This window comes from Bacillus sp. FSL R5-0593 (assembly GCF_038603755.1).
Taxonomy (GTDB): domain Bacteria; phylum Bacillota; class Bacilli; order Bacillales; family Bacillaceae; genus Bacillus; species Bacillus velezensis.
The window spans coordinates 642,593-664,074 of the sequence record NZ_CP152011.1 but is presented as its reverse complement, the minus strand read 5'-3'; the positions used below and the strand labels follow the sequence as shown (position 1 = coordinate 664,074).

Annotated in this window: 17 protein-coding genes; 1 reads left to right on the top strand and 16 read right to left on the bottom strand. The window is 40.1% G+C overall.

All coding sequences use genetic code 11. The features are described 5' to 3' along the window. Window positions 1–4: 4 nt before the first annotated feature. Window positions 5–1,381 carry an MFS transporter gene (locus NYE36_RS03300; RefSeq protein WP_031378835.1) on the bottom strand — a complete coding sequence of 459 codons (1,377 nt, stop codon included), beginning with the start codon at window positions 1,379–1,381 and terminating at the stop codon, window positions 5–7. A 73-nt stretch (window positions 1,382–1,454) separates the two neighbouring features. After that, window positions 1,455–2,516 (bottom strand): sorbitol dehydrogenase, encoded by a 1,062-nt coding sequence (gutB, locus tag NYE36_RS03295; protein WP_094032599.1) that lies wholly within the window; start codon window positions 2,514–2,516, stop codon window positions 1,455–1,457. Between the two features lie 200 nt (window positions 2,517–2,716). Here gutB and NYE36_RS03290 point away from each other — a divergent pair, with 200 nt between their 5' ends. Continuing rightward, a complete protein-coding gene (locus NYE36_RS03290; protein WP_094032598.1) occupies window positions 2,717–5,194 on the top strand; it encodes a tetratricopeptide repeat protein in 2,478 nt (825 codons plus the stop codon). A 233-nt stretch (window positions 5,195–5,427) separates the two neighbouring features. Here the strand turns inward: NYE36_RS03290 and NYE36_RS03285 are convergent, their stop codons facing one another. From NYE36_RS03285 to NYE36_RS03220, 14 genes are all read right to left on the bottom strand, one after another. Further along, window positions 5,428–6,822 carry a S8 family serine peptidase gene (locus NYE36_RS03285; protein ID WP_079892028.1) on the bottom strand — a complete coding sequence of 465 codons (1,395 nt, stop codon included), beginning with the start codon at window positions 6,820–6,822 and terminating at the stop codon, window positions 5,428–5,430. A gap of 94 nt (window positions 6,823–6,916) precedes the next feature. Continuing rightward, entirely contained in the window at window positions 6,917–7,681 is a 765-nt protein-coding gene (locus NYE36_RS03280) for an ABC transporter permease (protein WP_043858018.1), read from the bottom strand. A gap of 1 nt (window position 7,682) precedes the next feature. Further along, window positions 7,683–8,393 carry an ABC transporter permease gene (locus NYE36_RS03275; RefSeq protein WP_043858019.1) on the bottom strand — a complete coding sequence of 237 codons (711 nt, stop codon included), beginning with the start codon at window positions 8,391–8,393 and terminating at the stop codon, window positions 7,683–7,685. Beyond that, on the bottom strand, window positions 8,390–9,304 hold the full coding sequence (locus NYE36_RS03270; protein WP_043858020.1) for an ATP-binding cassette domain-containing protein: 915 nt from the start codon (window positions 9,302–9,304) through the stop codon (window positions 8,390–8,392). Before NYE36_RS03270 ends, NYE36_RS03275 begins: the two co-directional genes overlap by 4 nt. A gap of 24 nt (window positions 9,305–9,328) precedes the next feature. Beyond that, on the bottom strand, window positions 9,329–9,559 hold the full coding sequence (locus NYE36_RS03265) for a helix-turn-helix transcriptional regulator (RefSeq protein ID WP_076982878.1): 231 nt from the start codon (window positions 9,557–9,559) through the stop codon (window positions 9,329–9,331). Between the two features lie 24 nt (window positions 9,560–9,583). Next, window positions 9,584–10,324: an ABC transporter permease gene (locus tag NYE36_RS03260; RefSeq protein WP_060674416.1), complete on the bottom strand. Its 741-nt coding sequence runs from the start codon at window positions 10,322–10,324 to the stop codon at window positions 9,584–9,586. 1 nt (window position 10,325) lies between these two features. Further along, window positions 10,326–11,033 carry an ABC transporter permease gene (locus tag NYE36_RS03255; protein ID WP_043858022.1) on the bottom strand — a complete coding sequence of 236 codons (708 nt, stop codon included), beginning with the start codon at window positions 11,031–11,033 and terminating at the stop codon, window positions 10,326–10,328. Continuing rightward, a complete protein-coding gene (locus NYE36_RS03250) occupies window positions 11,030–11,950 on the bottom strand; it encodes an ABC transporter ATP-binding protein (RefSeq protein WP_060674414.1) in 921 nt (306 codons plus the stop codon). The genes NYE36_RS03255 and NYE36_RS03250 overlap by 4 nt, the downstream gene beginning before the upstream one ends. 56 nt (window positions 11,951–12,006) lie before the next feature. Beyond that, a complete protein-coding gene (locus NYE36_RS03245) occupies window positions 12,007–12,309 on the bottom strand; it encodes a hypothetical protein (RefSeq protein ID WP_043858024.1) in 303 nt (100 codons plus the stop codon). A gap of 110 nt (window positions 12,310–12,419) precedes the next feature. Further along, window positions 12,420–14,567: a peptidase domain-containing ABC transporter gene (locus NYE36_RS03240; RefSeq protein WP_060674412.1), complete on the bottom strand. Its 2,148-nt coding sequence runs from the start codon at window positions 14,565–14,567 to the stop codon at window positions 12,420–12,422. Next, the gene (locus NYE36_RS03235; RefSeq protein ID WP_342496877.1) at window positions 14,564–17,635 is read right to left on the bottom strand and encodes a type 2 lanthipeptide synthetase LanM family protein; all 3,072 of its coding nucleotides are present in this window, start codon (window positions 17,633–17,635) and stop codon (window positions 14,564–14,566) included. Before NYE36_RS03235 ends, NYE36_RS03240 begins: the two co-directional genes overlap by 4 nt. 180 nt (window positions 17,636–17,815) lie before the next feature. After that, entirely contained in the window at window positions 17,816–18,031 is a 216-nt protein-coding gene (locus NYE36_RS03230; protein WP_043858027.1) for a class II lanthipeptide, LchA2/BrtA2 family, read from the bottom strand. 18 nt (window positions 18,032–18,049) lie between these two features. Continuing rightward, entirely contained in the window at window positions 18,050–18,271 is a 222-nt protein-coding gene (locus NYE36_RS03225) for a class II lanthipeptide, LchA2/BrtA2 family (RefSeq protein ID WP_060674410.1), read from the bottom strand. Between the two features lie 4 nt (window positions 18,272–18,275). Further along, entirely contained in the window at window positions 18,276–21,419 is a 3,144-nt protein-coding gene (locus NYE36_RS03220) for a type 2 lanthipeptide synthetase LanM family protein (protein WP_160242592.1), read from the bottom strand. Between the last annotated feature and the right edge of the window lie 63 nt (window positions 21,420–21,482).

The following is a 21,482-nucleotide window of genomic DNA, read 5'->3' as shown; positions in this document are numbered from 1 at the left end:
ATACTTATCTTGCAGCTCTTTGCTCCAGATCAGACATCATCTGCTGATATTTTTTTTCAGTTAAAGGATAAAAAGAAATAAGAATAATAGACAGCAGAATGAACAATCCCGGAATGAGCGCATTCATATTTTTAATCGCATTCAATGACGAGGCCGTCTGATCGGTATTCGCGGCATATCCGGCGATTCCGAGATAAACGGCCGAAAATGACCCGGCTAACGCAACTCCGAGCTTATTGATGAAACTCATACTCGAAATCACCACGCCATCAGCCCGGACTCCGGTTTTCCATTCCGCATAATCGACACAATCGGCAACCATTCCCCAAGCAAGCGTATTTAAAGGCGTTGTGAAAAATCCCGAAACGAAAAGCCAAAAGAAAATAAGCGGCAGCGAAGAATACGATGTAAACTGAAGGCCCGCATAAGAAATCAGCGATAGCGCCGCCGTGATGATCATAACCTGCTTCCGGCCCCGCTTCTCAGAAAAGAAAGGAATAAACAGATTGCTGATCAGCGCCGCGCCGAAAAATAATACAGTTCCTAAAAACACAAATTCCTTATGGCTGACGTTATACGTAAAATAGTACACCATCGTGCTGAGCTTAATGTTAAACCCAATCGCAAACGCCAAAAATGCAGAAACCAAAATGAGCAAAGGCTTGTTTCGGAACAAAACGGACAACGTCTTTTTCATTCCTTGTTTTTTTCTTTTTTCAGGCTGAATCCGCTCCCGTACAGTAAAGAAACTAAATAGATTCAAAACGATGCTGACAGCCGCATAGATGAGCGCCGTCATCTGAAATCCAAACGCCTGATCTTTCCCGCCGATGGCGTCCGCAAGCGGTGTCGCACAGGAAATCGATAACAGAATTCCGATATAAACCAAAATCATCCGGGTCGTCGTCAGAACCGTCCGTTCCTCCACGGAATTCGTCATCCGCCCCGTTAAGCTGTTGACCGGAATCGTCTGCATGCTGAAGGACATCCCAAGCAGAATATAAGTGATGTACGCATAAACCATATTCCCCGTCTCGCCGAAATGAGGGGTCGTGAAGCATAAGAACGTAAATAGCGCAAAAGGAAACGCCACCCACAAAAGATACGGCCTTGCCTTTCCCCATCTTGTATTCGTCTTGTCTAAAATCACGCCCATAATCGGGTCAAAAACAGCGTCCAGCACCCTTACGATCAGAAACAAAGCTGCGATGACCGCAGGCTTAATGCCGCCGACGTCTGTATAGTAGAATAATAAGTATGCGTTTACAAACTGAAAGATAATATTGTACGACATATCGCCGAATCCGTAGCCGATCCGTTCCATCCAGGACAGGCCGCGATATTTCGTCTTTACTGCCGCTGCTTTTTCTGTTTCAATCATCATTTCCCACCCCAAGAATCCGTTTTCATTTTTGATAAGCAAGAGGGAGAATGCAAAGATCCTCCCCGTTCATTCAGCGATTTGGATACACCATCACTTTTAAGCATTCATTTTTGTATTGAAAGGCCCGTTCCATCGCCTCTTGCGTCTTCTCCAGCGGATATTGGTCCGTTACAAGATGCTTCGTGTCCACTATGCCGGAAGCGAGAAATTCAATTCCCTTTGGATACGTATTGGCATAACGGAAGATCCCGTAAATATCAATCTCATTATCCGCAATAAACGGCACGTTGAGCGGAATCTCGTTCTGTGAAGGCAAACCGACAATCGCCAATTTTCCGCCCCGGCGCACGGAAGCCAGTGCGGATTGCAATGCCGCCGGATTCCCCGCTGTTTCCCAAGCAACATCAACGCCTCTATCATTCGTGATCGTTTTAATCTCTTCAAGTGCATCCTGTTCACGTATATTAATAATGTGAGTCGCTCCCATTTTTTTCGCGGCATCTAACCGCAGCGGCTCCAAGTCGGTCACAATGATTGTGCCTGCCCCGTATGCTTTCGCTGCCGCAACGGCCATCAGCCCCACAGGACCCATTCCCATGATCGCAACTGTTGAACCGGGCTGAAGCTTCGTTCTCGCGGCCGCATGAATGCCGACAGAAAACGGTTCAATCAAAGCCGCATCTTCATAGGATAGTGAATCCGGAATCGAGAAAACAAAGTCCTGGCGCATTTTGATATATTGGACAAACGCGCCGTCAACCGGCGGTGTCGCCAAAAACTGTACATCCGGGCAAAGGTTATAACGCCCTTCCTTACACGCCTCACAGCGTCCGCATGTGACACCGGGTTCGACGGCGACACGGTCTCCCACCTTGAATTGATCGACAGACGATCCGACGGCGGCAATTTCTCCCGCGCATTCATGACCGAGGATAAATGGTTTTTCCACTACATAATTGCCTATTCTGCCATTTGTATAGTAATGCAGATCAGATCCGCAAATTCCGACAGCCATCACCTTAATTAACACTTCATCATGATTGATGTCAGGCACGGGCAATGTTTCGATTTTGATTTCTCTCGTGTTGTGCATAACCGCCGCTTTCATGTTTTGAGGCACTGTGTGAGTCATTTGGCAAAATCCTTTCTCTGCTCTGAAATGTAAGTGCATACATTTTTGTTTTCTCTGTTACTGCCCCTATTTTATCTGCTTTTCCATACGTTCAACAGCCTTTCCTGCTGTATAAAAGGACAGCCGCACTGTACTTTTTATTTTTTCATATACAAAAAACACTGAATTGATAAAATAGTACTAATAGGAGGTGCAGGCTAATGGCTGAACTTGAAAACCGGACACATTTTGCAGAACTGCTGGCACCTGCCGTCAAATCGCTGAAACTTCATCCTGATTATAAAGTCAGAAGGAAAAAGAACGAAAAAACAGGACAGTCTTATATAGATCAAATCGCACTCCGATTAGGCGTTTCCTCTAACACGATCAAAAGCTGGATCGGACAGATGGGCGGAAACTACATTCCCGGACGAATTGACGACGGAAAGCTGTTCGGCATGATCTGGATCATTATCGAAAAGACTGACATGGATCCTGAATGGCTGACCGATCTTCTGGAAACCACCACCATTCCCGTCATCAAACCCGCATTGCCCGTTTGGACGGCGTCTTGTCTAAAAAAAGCAAAAATACTCCGGAAAGACGGATCATTCGGAGCGCCGAGTGATGACGATGTTGAAAAAGCAGTAAAGCGGCTGTTTCATGACAGACCAAGCCACGAAACGAATGCGCTTACAAGAAACTCCGTCACGCATAACTTACCGTCACGCCGGACGGGAAACTTTATCGGCCGCGACTTTGATATAGAGGCGATCCGGCAATGGATGCTGTCTCCGTCACCGGTCTGTTTAATCACAGGCTGGGCCGGCATGGGGAAAACAACGATCGCTCTTGAAGCAGCCTACCTTTGTGCCGGCAGTTCACCAGACTGGCCAGCATTCAACAGCATCATCTGGATCAGCGCTGACTGGAAAGGATTGAGCTTCAGCGATTTTTTAAACACGATCGCCTATCAGCTCGGACGCACCGAACAAATCGACAAATCAATCAACGAAAAACGGTTCGTCGTCCGCAATGCATTAGCCGCTCATTCAAACGAAAAACCGGTATTGCTGATCGTTGACAGCATCGATACAGCGGAACGTGACATTCACGAATTTATCATCGGCCTTCCGCAAGGCGTAAAAGTCCTCCTTACGGCACGGGAAAACGTAAAACAGACATACCGGGACGGCCTCGGGGAACTGGCGGCCATCCAGCTGAGCGGCCTTGAACAAACAGATGCCCTTGAATTTTTCCATCAAGAAGTGCACCGCTGTCTGCAAACATGCAACCTCCCGCAAAAACGGGAAAAGCTGGAGCAGCTGCTGGAGCTATCGCCTGACCTTAAGAATGAATTCATCTCGGCAGCCGCCGGCAACCCGAAGGCCATGGCACTGAGCATCGCTTACATGTCAGACGACGACATCCCCGCTCCCCAGCTCATTCAAGAACTTAAACAAGCGGGCTACTCATTATTGGAATTGTTTGAGGTTCTCTTTGGCCGCACATGGGAAAGATGTCATGAAGACACACGAAAACTATGGCAGACGCTTTGCTTTTTCGCTAAGCCTCCTGATGAAAAAAGCTTGGCTCAAGCGGCCGGATTAGACGTCCGGCGGTTTCATTACGCGATTGAGCAAATGCGGTCATATGCTTTAATACAGCCGGAACGAAGCGCAGGAAGAATTCAATACGCTGCCCATCAAACCGTTGTCGCTTACGGAGAACAGCACTTATCCGAAAATCACGAATTTGCAAAAGAAGCCCGCAGCCGCTGGGCGCATTATTATATTGATTATGCGGAAACCCATATAAAGCGGGAACAGCCCAATTCTGTCTATTGGAGCTACTTGCTGGGACGGAATTTAGAGCAAATGAAAAAAGAATGGCCGAACATCCTAAAGGTCATCGAATGGTCGGGCGAAACCGGACAACATGACATCCTGATCAAACTCATCATCCGCATCAGCCATTTTCTAAGCAGAATCAACCTGCCTCTGCGAATCGAATACGGATTAAAAGCCGCCGATGCCGCCCGTCAATCAGGCGAACACACGCGGGAAGCTTACTTTCGAATCGACACGGCAGGCTGGGCGCTGATGGAAGTCAACGATTCAGACGGAGCTCTCAGGCAAATAGAAGCCGGCCTGAAGATACTCGAACAATCAGGCGCGCCGGATCACGACGACTTGAAAGTATGGGGAACCGCCCTGCAATCGAGGCTGCTGTTAAAAATCGGAGAACCGAAAAAAGCGGCAGCAATGCTGGACGGAATCAAAGATCAGCCCGTCTCCCCCATTATCCGCCACAGAGTTCTTCTGGTCCGCGGCGACCTGAGTTTCGCCCGCTCTCACTACGAAGAAGCCATCACATTATACGAAGCGGCAAACACAACCAGCGCCGCATACGGCGGCGAAAAAACGATAGAAGCCTATTTCAACCTCGGCATGGCTTACGTGAAGTGTGATCAGCTCAAAAAAGCGGAAAAAGCCTTTGAACAAATGCTCTATGACAAACATAACGCCAATCAGGTTGAACTCATCTACTATTATTACGGAATGGCACAGCTGTTGTATCGTAAAGGAGAAAATAAGAAAGCGATGGAATCGAATCAGAAGGCGATGCGTTTGATTGATTCGTGGGAGCCTGGGATTGGGATTCGGGGTGAGGTGGAGCGATTTAAAAAATTGATATAAATTACCTATAATGTAATAGATTGTATAAGTGAGTTTAACACGGGCTAGTACTATTCCTCTTATACGTGTAGCCTATTTTTCGACAGGCAGTGTAGAGCGTAATTTCATCTTGGATACTATACAAAGGACCAAAGTAACAATCAAACTCTTGTATAATTAAAAGTTTGATTGTTACCTAATTACAGATTTATTAGCTTATTAATGATATCCTATTACATTTCTAATGTTAACATCTAATCAATTAATGCCTTATAAATATTCAATACGCCCTTACCAATATAGTCATTGGAATCGTATTTATCAGCGTTTTTAAGTAAAATTCGAATTCCTTTATCTGGTTTTTCATGTAAATAGCGCTGGTCGATTAAAAGAGCCAAAGCGCCAGAGATTTTCGGGGCTGCTATCGAAGTCCCTACCGAAAAAGTGTATGAGCTTCCCGGAGCCGCTCCTAGGATATATTCTTGTCTAAACAGTCCTTCTTGATAATACTTCTCGGCTCCAACTTCATTCAAAATACGATGATCCCCTCCATCAGCAGCAATATCAGCAATATTTTTACCATAGTTAGAAAAAACCGATCTGTTTCCATTTGGACCAACAGAGGCTACAGTCACTACATTTGGGAGTTGAGCTGGAATTAAAATTACTTTGGCATTCATAAAACGCCCTTCTTGATTTATGTTATTTTTCCAATAATCATATACAGCTTTTTTATCCTTTAAATTAAGTCCTTCATTACCTATCGAAGCTACTACAGCACTTCCCTTTCTATGAGCAAAAGCCACCGCTTTTCTGAAAGCTTTGATTTCAGCCAAATCATCCGTAACTGGTTTTCCATTATTTTTTCCTTTACTATTAACAAGGAAAGTACCTAGACTGATATTGATAACATCAACGTCATCCTTTGCAGCCTGAATGATAGCATTAATAATCCAAACTGTATCAGCGCTTTTTCCACCAAATACTCTATATGATCTGATCCCTGTTTCCGGTGCAATTCCTTTCATCTGTCCATTAGCAGCTATTTGTCCGGCTACAAATGTTCCATGTCCCAGATAATCTGTAGAGTTATTAATCTCACCATTTTCATATGGTTCCTGTCCTCTTAATCCTCCTTTCGGCACAAAATTGCTGACCGAAAGAACATTATCTTTTAAATCGGGATGGTTCTTATCAATGCCAGAGTCAATTATGCCAACAACCGTTTTCTTACTCCCTTTAGTAATTTCATATGTTCTGCCATTATTTGTTGCCTTTTTCATATCCCACTGATATTCCCACAAAGAATTATCTTCATCTTGGTCCGTAAAGTTCTCTTTGCTAATCCTAGTGAGCTCAGCCGGCTTTATTGAAACAGCTTCATTGTAACTATCTACATAATTTATATCAGCCATCAAAGCCTCAAATTTTTCACGTTCCGCTTTCACCTCATACAGACCTATTTCTTCGACGTCGTATTCAAGTTTTATCCCCTTTCTCTCAAGTGCTTTGATCCAGTTTTTTTCATAAGTGGGACTCTTTAAAAAAACCGTGTATGTGTTCAGTCGATTGTCCTCAGCTAAAGCATGATGTGGTATAACTAAGACACATCCTAGAAGCAGTAACATTAAAATATAAACTCGGTTCAATGCGAATATTCCCCCCGAAGCCTACTATTCATCTCTTCATGATGTGAAAATTTCCTAGAGGTTCAGTAAGCTATTCATCATCTTAGATTTTTTTTCAATTTTTCAAGTCTATAACTTTTCGATTCAGTAACCTAACACTAAGAAGTGAGAAAACAATGGTCATTGTTACGCAAACAATGATAAATATACCCACCCTCCCCCAATCAGCGTATACATTCGTCATTCCATAAAGAGGAAGAGCCCATGGATATAACATAGGAATCCAGGATCCCGAACTATTCGAAAATGCCAGAAAAGAAGGAAAACTCAAAAAAATACTGATCAACAGTGACTGTCTGATAGATTTCATTCGTAAATAAAAATAAAATAAAAGTGTCCCAAGGCTTATTCCTCCCACAGTTCCAAAAAGTACTGTGAATAAGAATATATCCATTGGTAACTTATCTGTATAGCCTGCTGTATAGCCAAGAACGATCAGTAACCCTATCATAAGCAATTGTGTAGACAGAATGATAATGCCAGCCCAAGCCATTTTGCTGAAAAAGAATAGTACCCCTTTTACGGGAGTCATCAGCAAATGCTCCCAACTATTAGCTCGCTGTTCATATCCAGTTAGAGTTCCCGTTACAAGAGAAATAATAATCGGAAAGAAAACTGTTCCATAAAACATTTGAGTCATCATGATTAGCACCTTCCAGGAATTCCCTTCGTCATAACCATATGTTTCAATCATGACTTTTGTATGAATAATCCATCCGTATATAACTGGAAGTGCAACCAAAATAATAATGAGAAGCAAACTTTTCTTTTTTTTGATTTTAATCCACTCCGCAAAAAAAACCTGTTGGAAACCTACCAATTCACTCCCCCCCAGAAGAAAACATTTTTCGGCAAAAAACAAAAATGGATAATACACCATATCCCAATGACAACGAAATGAGTAACGGAAAAACTTCTATTATTCTGGTATTGGATTGCATGTAAGCAAGTGCTCCCCAAGGAAGCCACCAATAAGGCAGCATAGCATGAAAAAGGAAAACCGCCATGCCGATACCTACAGAGATATAAGGATTTACTATTATAATCGATATAAGCGTCTGGGTGATTACAAATGGGATTGCAAGAAGAAAGGGCAAATATAATAATTCCAAAGATATTTTTATATATTCAAAAAAAGACTTTCCGTATAAGAAGCCCAAACCGCTTAAATAAAGACAAACACATAGTCCAAATAGCTGTATAAACCCAACCGCAGTAATTACTTTCACAAAAAAGTGTTTCCACTTTGAATGTGGCGTAGTAAGCAAAGTCGGCCACATACCCAATCTATGCTCCATTTCAGTAGCAAGCAATGAGAATGTAATGACAACAAGAATGACAAGATAGTTCCAATTTGTTACACAAAGCTCATAAAGCACCTCAAATGCTCGATCAATTGATTGTCCGTTTTTTGTCAAGGAAAGCATTATAGAACCGCAGATTGCAAAAATCAGTAATGATCCGACTAACAATGGTATTAGAAAAACAGTCGATCTCTTTTTCCGCCACTCAGCTTTAATGATGTTTTTCATACTGACACCTTTTGTGAACGGATTAATTCTAAGTAGGCTTCTTCCAGAGTCCTCATCGAATCATATATATGGAAATCGGTTAATCCCTTCTCTACCAAGATTTTTTTTATTCTATCTCTATCTGCTTCTGATCCCCGCACTTGCACCTTCCCTTCACCGTCTAAACTAGTTTGAATATCATATGCTTGCAGAGCATTGATGATTAGCTCGATCATGTTTGACTCGATAATAAAAGAACCCATTTTTTGATGTGTAAGCAGTTCATTCATTTTTCCTTGGTACAATAGATTTCCATTGTAAATGATCCCTATCCGACTAGCAGCATGCTCAATCTCTCCAAGCAGATGGCTAGATATAAGAACAGTAACTCCTTCTTTTTCAGACAAATTTCGAATTAGTTCACGAATCTCAAATATTCCTTCTGGATCTAAACCATTCGTTGGTTCATCAAGTAGAAGAATCCTAGGATTATGCAACATGGCGCTTGCAATACCAAGCCGCTGCTTCATGCCAAGCGAATATGATTTGACTTTTTTTCTCCCGACTCTATGGAGGTTAACCCTCTCTAGCGCCCGATCAATTGTTTTATTATCATTGATACCGCGCAGTGCTGCTAATACCCTTAAATTATCTCGTCCATCCAGATGTTCATAGTAGGCAGGCTTCTCAATTAAGGCACCTGTTTTGGCTAATATGGAAATTCGATCTTCAGGCATCTTTTTTCCAAACATACGGATAACCCCTCTATTCGGTCGAACCAAGCCAAGCAGCATCCGCATCATCGTCGTCTTTCCAGAACCATTCGGTCCAAGGAACCCATATATTTCACCTTCAGGTACCATCATATCAACTTCATGTACGACATCAACGCGATTGTAACTCTTTGTCACACCTTTCGTTTCAATAATCAAAAATATTCTCTCCTTTCTAATTTTCTATTCATTTTCCTCATTATATTGGAACACGTCATCTATCGAACAACTAAGTGCTTGGGCAATTTCGAATGCGAGTGCTAGTGAAGGGGTGTATTTCATTTTTTCTATTGAGATAATCGTTTGTCTACTAACCCCAGTTTTCTCCGCTAGTTGCTGCTGCGTCAACTTAGTACGTGCCCGCCACTCAGGGAGTCGATTCGTCAACTTTTTCGATTGTTTATTTTTTTGCATAACAATCCTCCATTGTTTGCATAACTATGTCCATTGCTTCTTATGGAAATATAAAGCTCCGCCGAAGAAAAATAAAATGAAACTTACGATCAGCGTTACATAAAAAGTAGGTTCATTTTCTAAAAAGCCCGCATTCCCTCCTATGGCAGCCGAGAATGCCTGTGTCATGCTGAGCATTGGATGAGCCCATGGATAAAGCGGACCCATAAACTTTGAATTAGCAATGATAATGGCCGGCAATGTTAACATTACATTGACAGTACTAGGACCCGCAAAACTCCTAAAATATGTTGCCAACCAAAATTGAAGAGCAGCTAATGGAAAGCATGACACCCATCCCATAAGAGCGCTCATAATAACACCATTCCAAGGAAACGGCGAACTAAATCCTTTTACTGTTCCGACAAACCAAACACTGATAATGAAAAAGATCTGAGTCCACAAAAGCATGAACATAACTATTACATATTTAGCCACATATACTTGAATACGCTTTACCGGAAGTGCTAACAACTGCTTCCACCCTCCATAGGCATGCTCGTTACTACATATCAGTGCAGCAAGAACACCCGTCAATAAGGGTAAAAACAACGCACTGTGTGCTAGGATCATTTGAGTGCAAAGTGTGAGCCATTCATTTGTTCCAATTTTAAAAACCGGAAAAAAACCAATAATTGCAGCTAGAACAGGACTAGCTAGCACAATAAACCAGATCTTCGAATGTTTTAACTTCAGCCACTCTGTGTCTAATAATTGAAAGAACAAATTAAGCCACATCCTTTCGTGACAGAGATACCATAATAATTGAGTATAAAAACAGCCCGAAGACCAAACCTTTAATTACTGAAAGGATACTTTCTCCAATCCCCTCTATTAACATTGGCCATTTCCATGGCATCCAATCAGGCAATCCCTGAGCATACATGATAAACACGGCACTTGCAATACCAATTGTTAAAGCAATCCCTTGGTTCCGGTAATTTATGGACAGCCAAAACTGCATAAATACAAAAGGAAGAGCGGCAATAAATGTATAAAAGCTCATTTTCAGTGTACTCCCAAATGGAAAAGTTTCGTGAAACCCGATCAACTTTCCAAGCAGAAAGGTCCCTCCTGCAAGTATTACTGTCGATATTATCAACATGGTAACAATTATAATTACCTTAGACTGATATACTTTCCAATGTGAAACAGGAAGCGAAAAGATCTTCTTCCACATCCCACCATGGTGTTCTATACCTGCCAAAAGAGAGTTTACAATTGTAATCTCTAATAGGAGTGCTGAGGGCCAGTAAGAATGAATATTTTCTAATAGAAACATCCATTTATCAGAGCTTTTAGACATAAGATAATCAAATCGCATCGTGTAATTGGCTGCTTGCATCACAACTACTCCAAGAGGGCCTAAGATGACTATGAGCCATGTCAGATTCCTAATTTTCAGTATTTCTGATTTTAGCAATTTAGCGATCACAAGGTCTCTCCCCCTCTTGTCATTTCAAGAAAAATATCTTCAAGTGACTTCGCTTCGTCAGATATTCGAAAGATATCTATCTCATTATGAACAAGTTTTTTAGCAAGTTCTGAAATTTCCTTATCCGTTCTTTCTTCAATCATTAGACCATGCTGTGTTTTGATTGCCTCTACTCCTTCTTTTAAAAATACTTTCAACGCCTTATCCGAGTCACTTGTCGAAAATACAATCTTAGTATCAGCCCTTGAACGCAGGGTTGCAATATCGTCCTGAAACAGCATCTCTCCATTGGCAATGATACCTACTTGAGTGGCTACCTGCTCTATCTCCGATAGCAAATGTGAGGAGATCATAACGGTGATGCCATATTCAGACGGCAGTTTGAGGATCAGTTTCCGTATTTCAAGAATACCAGCTGGATCAAGTCCATTTGTTGGCTCATCGAGAATTACAAGCTTTGGATTTCCAAGCAGGGCAGCCGCTATTCCAAGGCGCTGCTTCATCCCTAATGAATATTCACCGACTTTCCTGTCTGCCATTTTTGTTAATCTAACCAGTTCGAGAACATCAGTTATATTTTTTTTAGGAATATTCAATATCCTTCTTACAGTCTCTAGATTTTCCTCGCCTGTGAGATGTGGATAATAGGAGGGCGATTCCACAAGTGAACCGACACTTTGTAAAATTTCAAGCCGATTATTTTTCAATTCCTTCCCAAATATTCTCGTTTCCCCTTTTGACGGATTGATGAGTCCGAGCAACATACGAATTGTCGTCGTTTTTCCTGCCCCATTGGGACCAAGAAATCCATAAATTTCTCCCTCACGAAGTTTCAAATTCAACGATTTAACTACATCTGTTCCTCTATATGTTTTCGTTAAACCATGTGTCTCTACAATATATCGATTTCTACCCAAATTTAACCAGTCCCTTGCCTGAATTTTTGACCCATCGTTTTACAAACAAAACATATTCAGAACTTTTTTTTCAAAATGAACAGATAGATGGTTCCAAACAATGTGCTTAGAGCAAACATTAAAACTGTCAACTCTTGGTACACCTGACCACTGATACCTTCACCGATTTCAAAGAAAATACTCAGTAAAATAAGTCCGGCCAGCACATAAAACATAAAGCAGTACACTCTGAGGAAAATTGCGTTTGAACGTTCATCCTTTCCCATCTGCTTCGAAACTACCCAAATAATTGCAACACACAGGAGAACAATTACCCCTCCTATACTATTTCCGTATTTCGCAATTTCTTCAATACTCATTGTGATCAACCTCCGTAATTAGATATTTCAGTTAAATTGTAACGTTTATTTTACTATTTGTAAAGCCTACTTTACAAACCGAAAACGCTTCTTGTTTATCAAGAAGCGTTTCAAGAAATCATTTCTTTATAAAATTGGCTATAGAAACTCGAAATTCGCAACAATTCATGATGGCTACCTGATTCAATGATTCTTCCTTTATCTACAACAACAATTAAGTCACAATTCATCACCGTTGTTAACCTATGCGCAATTACTACTCTGGTGCAATTTATACCCGACAGATACGCGTCAATTTTTGACTCATTCAAGTGATCTAACGAACTAGTCGCTTCATCTAAAACTAAAATTGATGGCTTCCCAAGAAGGGCCTTCGCAAGAGCAATTCTTTGCCGTTGTCCACCCGATATGTTCATCCCCATCTCCGACACCATCGTATGATACTGCATTGGCATATTCATAATCTCGTCATGAATTTGAGCTGCCTTCGCAGCTTCAATTACTTGCTCTGGCGTCGCTTCAGGATTATGGAGAGTAATATTATCATAAATGCTTCTATTAAAGAGCATTACGTTTTGCGGCACTGTACCAATTTGACGGCGAAGATGGCCCAGATCAAGTTCATTAATACTAATGCCATCATAATAGATTTCTCCATCAGTCGGACTAAACAACCCGATAATCATGTTGGCTATTGTCGTCTTTCCTGCCCCTGACTGTCCTACAAGAGCAACTTTCTGCCCTTTTTTTATATTGAGGGAAACATTATTTATTACATTTTCACTATATTTAGAATAAGCAAAAGTGACATTCTTCAATTGAATATCACCATTTAGCGTCTTCTTCATCTTGTCTTCTCTTGATTCTGTGGGAGCGTCGAGTACATCCCCAACTCTCTTTAAATAAGAAGTAGTCAAAATGAAAGAATTGATGGTCTGAACAATATTACCGCTTAGCATAAAAAATTGGGTTGAAATTGAATGGAAAGCAACCAACATTCCTAGTGTGATACTTCCTGTAAATACTTGATGTGCCCCAACCCACAAAATGATAAGTGGAGCCATTAATTGTAATGTACTGCTAGCTGTATTTACATAATTTAATACATTTTCCTTTTTACGATATGCACACAATAAATTTTTGAAACGATAAAGCCATCTATCGTAAATCATTTTCTCGACACCAGATGTCTTAACTCCGAAAATACCATATAACATTTCCGTCTGGGCTCCCTGAACTTCGGTGTGCCCTTTAATTTCCATCTGATTGGCTTCCGAAATGTATCGTTGGCTAAGCGCAATCAGCAATACATTAGAAGTGCCTATTAAGAAAACAATAACAGCCAATAATGGCGATTGTATAAGCATATACAGCAAGATCACCAGTATAACAGCAGAATCTAAAAGACCTTTAACAACCTGATTGACAATCTGATCACGTATCACCTTCATACTGTTTGCCCTAAAAAGTAAATCTCCAAAGGAGCGCAATAAAAAGAATTGATATGGCAGTTTGAGTAGGTGTTTGAAAAATCTTGACTGTATATCGTAATCTAATACATTATGAAGGTTAATGAGAATTTTACCTCGTATGAAAGAAAATAAGGAATGGAACAAGATTATTCCACAAATTCCTATCAAAAATGCATTAAGCAGTTCCCTGTAGTCAGGTACAATAATGCGATCAATTACAAACTGAATTAAAACAGGCATCGCCACTGTAAACAGTTGAAGAAGAAACGTAAGAAACAGAATGGCGCTGAAGATTTTAGGCCGATTCGTTACTAAAAAAGAAAAAGATGTCCAAATATTTTTTCTTTTCCGTTGCTCAAAACCATTACCTGGATACAAAGTAAGCGCATATCCAGAATATTTTTCTGTAAAATCCTTTTCCTTGACCTTCTTTCTCCCAGAACCAGGATCAACGATAATTAAAGCATGTGAGGTGATTTTTTCAAGGATAACGAAATGGTTGTTATCCCAGTAAAGTATAGCGGGCAAAACGAGATTCCTTAATTGTTTAGTATCAGCTTTATAGGTTTTAGTTTCGAATTTTAATTGTTTTGCCATATTCCTCAAATGCAACAAGGTTGTACCATCGCGACCGTTCCCCAGCCGCTCACGAAGCTCGTACATGGACAAATCATTTTTATAGTAACTCGCTATCATAGCCATACAACAAAGGGCACATTCTGTCTGTTGCATTTGCTCTATAAACGGAATGCGGCTACGTGTTTTAAAAGGAGACCTCTTCTTCATAAGTTTTCTCCTTTTGGTAACTGCAAAGCAAGTACAGAAGGAATACTCGGATTTTTCAATCTGAGCAGACAATATCCGATTCCCGTTCTCCCTAGCATAAAACCATCCATTTCCGCACGAGGATCCAAGCCATGAACCCAACCATGCACCTTTTTCTGATCCAGTGCAATTTTGGTTAATTCTAATGCCTGTATCATAAACAATTCTTCATTCAACTCTTTGGCAGCTGTCAATAGAATGTCGACATTCCCCATTGTCCCATGGCATAGACAATGGCTTTCTATTCCTCCTTCTGAAATCAGCGTCTTTAAGGCCACGTCAATATCCTCTTTAATGTCTTTAGAATTTATAATGTCTTTTAACATTATCCGCGAAAGAGCAATGCCAGGCGCCCCATGACACCAATAGACCCTTTTTCGTTCACTTTTTTTCTTGGATTCACTTTCTTCCCAATTGCCCGTGCTTCCATCATAAAAAGTATTTTCATATACAAGCAGTTTTTGAGCCTCAATTTGGTATTTCTCTTCCTGAGATACTTCACCAAGCAAACCAAGCGCCCAAGCGTATCCTGCTATTCCATGTGCAAGTCCTGGTTTTCTGGCAGTGTCACCCATCTTAATCATCAGTTGATCTCCAGCTTGCAAAGCCACATTCAAATAGTCATAATCCCTAATTTCGTTAAAGATATTTAGGCAAAGTACAATAAAACCAGCAAGTCCCCCTGAAAAATCAAGGCTTTTTTCTTTTCTTACGATATCACAAACATAATGTAACCTAACCTTTGCTTGTTTAATTAATTCCTGATCATTCCAAAGTAACCCTAAATGAACTAGTCCGTAAATAAGTGCTCCTTCACCGCTAAAAGCCGAAATAGATTCGTTAAGTGGTTTGTTACCAACTTTACGTATCACAGTTTGAATTGCACCTCGACTCATTTTTTCGTATTCTTGATTGTTTGTTTCTTTGGATAAGTAAGCCAAAAACATTGCATATCCGATTAATCCATCGTACAAATCAGGGCCCTTTACAGATACACTGAGTCCTGCCTTATCATTCAAATTTAATCCTATCCAGTTCACTTCCATGTTTTCCTCAGTTATTGCTCTATCCACTAATAGACGGCCAATTTCAAGAGCTTCTTGAGTAAAAGAACTACTAGATTCTTCCGTCCTTTCTTGAAATGTTAACACTTTTTCTGGGAATCTCCATACTTCCCCTAACATGGATACAAGAGACCATCTCATATATTGTTTTTGCTTTTCAAGGTCAATTCTATTGAGTTGGCTGACCTTTTTAAAAACAGCCTCAAGTCCTGTTTCCGTAAAGAAGTTTGGTATAAGATTTCCATTACTATCATAGAGATCTCTACTGTTTAACTTAAAATAAAAATAAGGAATATCATGTCTTAGCAGATCCTTTGTTTCATAGATAACCAATTCTTCAAACTTAGAAGATTGTTTATAAATTTGCCAAAGAATATCAAACAATTGCACTCGATCAAGACCGTTTTGAACATAATCAGGATGTAAACTGTTTTGCAAAAATTCACTGTACACATGAGTTGGACGAAAGACCTGACGGACATGGGCTTTGCCAAATGGTTGTAGAGGCCCATCATCGCTAATAAACTCATTTTTATGTTTAAGAAACAGACGGTACAGGTCTGTAAATCCCTCCTCAAGGTCAGTGATATAATCGGAAGGCGAAAGTGTTTCACCTTCAAGCACTGGTCTATTATGATACTGCCCTGATTTTGCAGGCCCGCGCGTTATTCTAATTTCATCTGTTCCCTCTCCTTCTATCCTTATGCTTTTTATCTTTTCTGATACCTGGTTTTCTATTGCCCCAAGCGCACTCAGATCGAAATCAATAATTGAATGTTCAAGTGACGGAAGTGGAAGCATGAGAGTAGAAAAGACTGAATCGTTTAATTCAACAGCTAAATGACTTTGAAAATTTAGTTTTTTCGTCATTTCAAGATTCTGACTAAAGAGAGTTTCAAGATCTATAGGAACTGGGTATTCACTATTTGCTATAATATTTTCAGCATGGAAATCAGAGGAACCCAATACATAAAACAAGGCTGTATATACCCCTTGTCGATAATAAAACCGACGTATTTCCTCTTTTAGAATACATTCCTTAAAAGGAACAAATTCCTGCCATCCATATGTTTGACAATCAAGACTTTTAGCTGCTTTGAGCTTATGCTTCAATCCTCTATCATTCAACCAGTCCAGTAATGATTCAAAACATTTGTATATCAAAATTTGCCGAGGCTTATAAACAAGTTTTTCGCCAGATTCGAACTCTAATATTGCTACAGTTCTCCCATTTTGATGAGTATCTCCTAAATCCATTTTTATCCTTTCAAGACGAGTAAATTCACCTTCAAAATTATCTTTAATTTTTTCATAATCACATAAAAAACGTTCTATAAGCTCTTCCGTTATAATTAAATAGTTTTTCGTGCTCTCAGTCATTAACCGAGATAGTACTGGATAGTTTTCAAAAAACTCCATCCTCATTTCAGAGTCCTCATTGAATTGACGCATAAAATATTGAAACCGCTCTTCACTTGTATCCCCTTCCAAGACCTCTATCTTTCTGGCTATATTTACTTCTAGAATTACACACTTCATCACCATGATATGAAGTCGCGCATAAAGGGCATCTGTAATCGATTGAGTGACCGTTTCAATATTAATTAAATTGGTGGTGACTTTTTTAAAAAGACATTCAATTTGTTTTTTAGCATATATGATAAAAGGGTGAATTAAAGACTGAAAACTGAGGTAATCTAAAGGGGAAGTTTCATATGTATCCATAAGTTCTTCAAAAGTCTCAATCCACTTTAATTCCTTCTTTATAAAAGGTGAATCCTTCTGTTCTATGTGCAACATTAGTTGCTCTCTGGTCAAATGATCCTTTTCGAGCCGCTTCTCGAGCATCTCATGTGGAATTGCATTAGTCCATTCACTCAATTCTTTTATATGATCTAGTGTTGTAGTTTTGCGAACTGTCTCTCGTTCATTTAGGTAAGCAGAACGTTTAAAAGCCTCAATCATGAAAATCTCTCCATTCCTTTATGTATAAATTCTAAAAAGCCGATTACAATAGATAAAGAAACGGCTGGTCGCGCATAAACATGACCAACCGCTCTTTGTTTTTTGTGATCTGTCTCAATGTTATGTAAGAAGAAGGATTGAGCTCCCTACCAATCCTCCCCATACTTATCATTGGTAAGATTAGCAGCTTGATGTACATTTGGTAGAAGGACAAAAAGCTGCTGTGACAAATACTCCGCAAGGCAGTGAGGAAGGAGTGGTATGCGGAGTAACATCGGCTGCACCTGCAAGATTTCGCAATTCATCCTCGCTCACTTCACCTACTGGGTTAACGAATCCAAGCTCTGTACGTTTACTAGCATTACGGTAGAGTTCTGCTTTTTCACGATTTGACATAATATCACCTCCTTTCAATTAATAAATGTTGCACATCCCGGTAGTTGGGCAAATAGCTGCTGTGAGACAAGTACCGGGCCCGGGTATGAATGAAGAAAGAGGTTCTTCCTGATTCACATTTTTAGCACCTGCAAGGTTTTTCAATTCTTCCTCGTTGACCTCCCCCACAGGACTCTCGAGCCCTAGCTCGCTATGCTTGTTTACATCACGATAGATAGCTGCTTTTTCTTGTTTTGTCATAGCTTCACCTCCTTTTGAGCAGTCTGTTTTCTAAATTAAGAATATTAGGTACGGTTTCACTGTCATATTGCTTTAGTAATCCCATCCCTATACCAGCTAAACCACACATCAAACCCTTTGATTCAGTTCCTCTAGAAACCCCATAATTCCACATTCTTTTATCAATTGTTTCCAGTAATTGCGAGCCTACTGACTGAATATTGACACTTAAATCATTATTTTGCAGTACTTTGTCAGCGTAAAGAAGAATTTCTAACTGTCCAAAGTCACCATGACAATAGGATCGGTTATTGCCAAACCCCTTATCCAAGGTGGTCGTAAGAGAAGCTTTAATCTCCTGATTAAGCAAATGATCGCGGTAACCATTTTCCTTTAACCTAAGTCTTGAAAGAAGAACTCCTGGTGCTCCATGACACCAAGCATATGAAATTTTTTCTCTTCCTGGTGTACGCCAATTTTTTTCCTTTGCATCATAAAATGTCCTTTCATATTCCAATGCTTTTGATATATATGTAAGATACTTTTTGTTTTCCGTTACTTGATAAAGAGAGGAAAACGCAGCTGCGATACCACTGTTACCGTGTGAATATCCAGTCAGTGCTACGCCATTCAACATAGTAGGCCAGCCTAGCCCTCCATGTTCCATTTCTTTACTATGCGCTATTAAATGATCGCCGCACAAAATAGCTCCTTTTAAAGCATCTAGATTTCCCGTATGATGATAAATACACAGCAGAATATCGAGCGCACCTGTTGAGCCACCAATATAATCAAAAATGGTATCTTGATTAACCATCTCAATATACCCCGGCAAAGCCTCTTCCACCTGTTGATAAAGAGAACTATCATTCCAAAGACCAGCAATCAGATTAACTGTAAATAAGCTTCCTCCAACACCACTATAAGCTCCTAAGCTCCAAGACGGGTTTTGTCCATATTGCTTCATGTCATTGACAATGGGAACCAAAGCCTGCGCTGCTGCCTCTTTAAATCGTGTTTCGCCTGTAAAATGAGCAAGGTACGCCAAAAAAAGAGCTATTCCGCTATTACCGTTATAAAAATCAAGACCAACCGGTGAAATATTCCAAGCTACTTCTCTGCTACCTTCCAGAACCGTACTAACCCAGGTTATATCTTTCTCAATTCCATTTATGCCTTCTATCTTAGTTTTTAATAGATAATCCCCTATATCCATTGCATGTACTAAAAAATCTTTCTTGTCTTTCAATATCCTATTTTCAAATGGACTAATTTGCTCAACATCAGCATAATGATCCGCATTTGAGGCAAGCATTACCATATTTAATACTTGCAACTGCCCGTATAAGTCCGATTCGCTAAGATTTCGAATTTTGTCCAGAACAAGGTCAAAGGCAGGGCGGGAAAAGAAATCAGTAACCACTCTTCCGTTCGAAGTCCATAAATGCCGCTCACCAGGTCTGGACGTGAATAAAGGAACGTCATAACGAAGCAACTCCTCCATCTCATCAATAAGAACCGACTCCATTTTCGGAACATTCAAACATTTAAGCCACAGCCTGTGCAGAAACACTTTCCGATCAAATTCATCTCTCAACAAATCTGGATGTACTAAACTACGCAAGAATTCTCCGTATATCGCGGTCGGCCTTAAAATTGTTCTAACAGGGACTCTTCCGAATTTTTCAACTTGGGCAATAAGCTGTTCTTTATTCTCTGCCATAAACCTATACACAGTTTTAAAACCATCTATAATTTCTGGTACATAATCATGAAGATTCACAAACTCACCTTCATAGCTTGGCAGATTAAGACCTGCCTCTAAAAAAGCAATTCCTTTTTTCAAATACGCCTGGTCAGTACCCTTATCGGCAATTTGGGAAATTTGAAAAGGAAGCTGCTGGTTTCCTTTCCCCCCTAGTCCACTTAAGTCAATACCTGAATTATCTTGATCATTCCGCTGATATAACAAATTAGGCAACATGCCGGAAGCCATAATTGATTTGGATAGCATGTGCTCTGCCCTGCCAAGCGCATCCTCTTTATAGTTATCTTCATATATATTTTGGTGAAACAAAGATTCCATATCGATAAAGACTGGATGCTCACCCATTGCGATAATATTTCCATAATGAAAATCTGTTGCGTTTAACACATACAATAGGGCAAGCTGAGCACCCATTCGTCTATAAAAATCTTTGATCTCCTTGGCCGATTGGCAGGCTGTATAAGGTATAAACTCAGACCATCCATGATCTTCCTTACTGATCACCTTAACATTATAGATAGTAGGAGTACTTTTTTCCTGCTGGTTCAACCAGGATACTAGCTCCTGATATTGTTGATCAACGTCAAGAGATCTTGGCTTATAGACTAGCTTTTGACCACTTTCAAACTCTAATATTGAAACACTTTTTCCACAGTTATGTGTATCTCCCTTGCCAAGATGCAGTTTCTTAACCATTCCGAGATCAGCGAAAACTTCAGTTAAAATTCCCCAATCCTCACCTAGATGCCTGAGAATATTTCTGATAAAATCAACAAAGTTATTCACTGTCCCTATTAGCAGTGCAATAAGGCACTTATACTCGCTAGCTATTGATGATAAAAAATCACGATCAGCCAATATTTCATTTTCAAAAAAGTGATAGCGCTCTTCAGAAGTGGATCCTTTCAGGACCCCCTTCTCTCTGCATACGTTCATTTCAAGTACAAGGGTCTTATTGCACAAAGAATAAATTGTATGTCCTATATGATCTAGAAGATTTAAAAAAAAACTATCTTGTAAAAACAATTGTTGTTTATATATCTGCAAATCTTTTAATTTAGTAAAGGCCAGTTTTATGAATTGTTCGATGAAAGTATTAAATTTTTTTTCCCTTTTAATCCAAGAGGCTGGCAAGTCTTCAAGTTCCCCATTTAAGATTAAATCCCATTCTTTAGACCAGGTGTGGGAATTTACTATACCAGATTCCAGATCCTTACCAGTAAACTTCAATGATACCGCCTGCTCGGTATTTACTCTGGATACAGCATTCAAACTTCTTTCCATATAATCCTTGTTATTGAAAAAGAATTTGCTCCAATATTCAATTTGCTGCTTTCGAGCGGCGTCATTTCCAATAATCAACTTATTGGAATTTGATTGATGTTCCTGTGCTAAGTCCATACCTCTTGTTTCACTCCTTACCTTTACCTTTATATTCATAGGCCGGTAAAAACACCGGCCTTA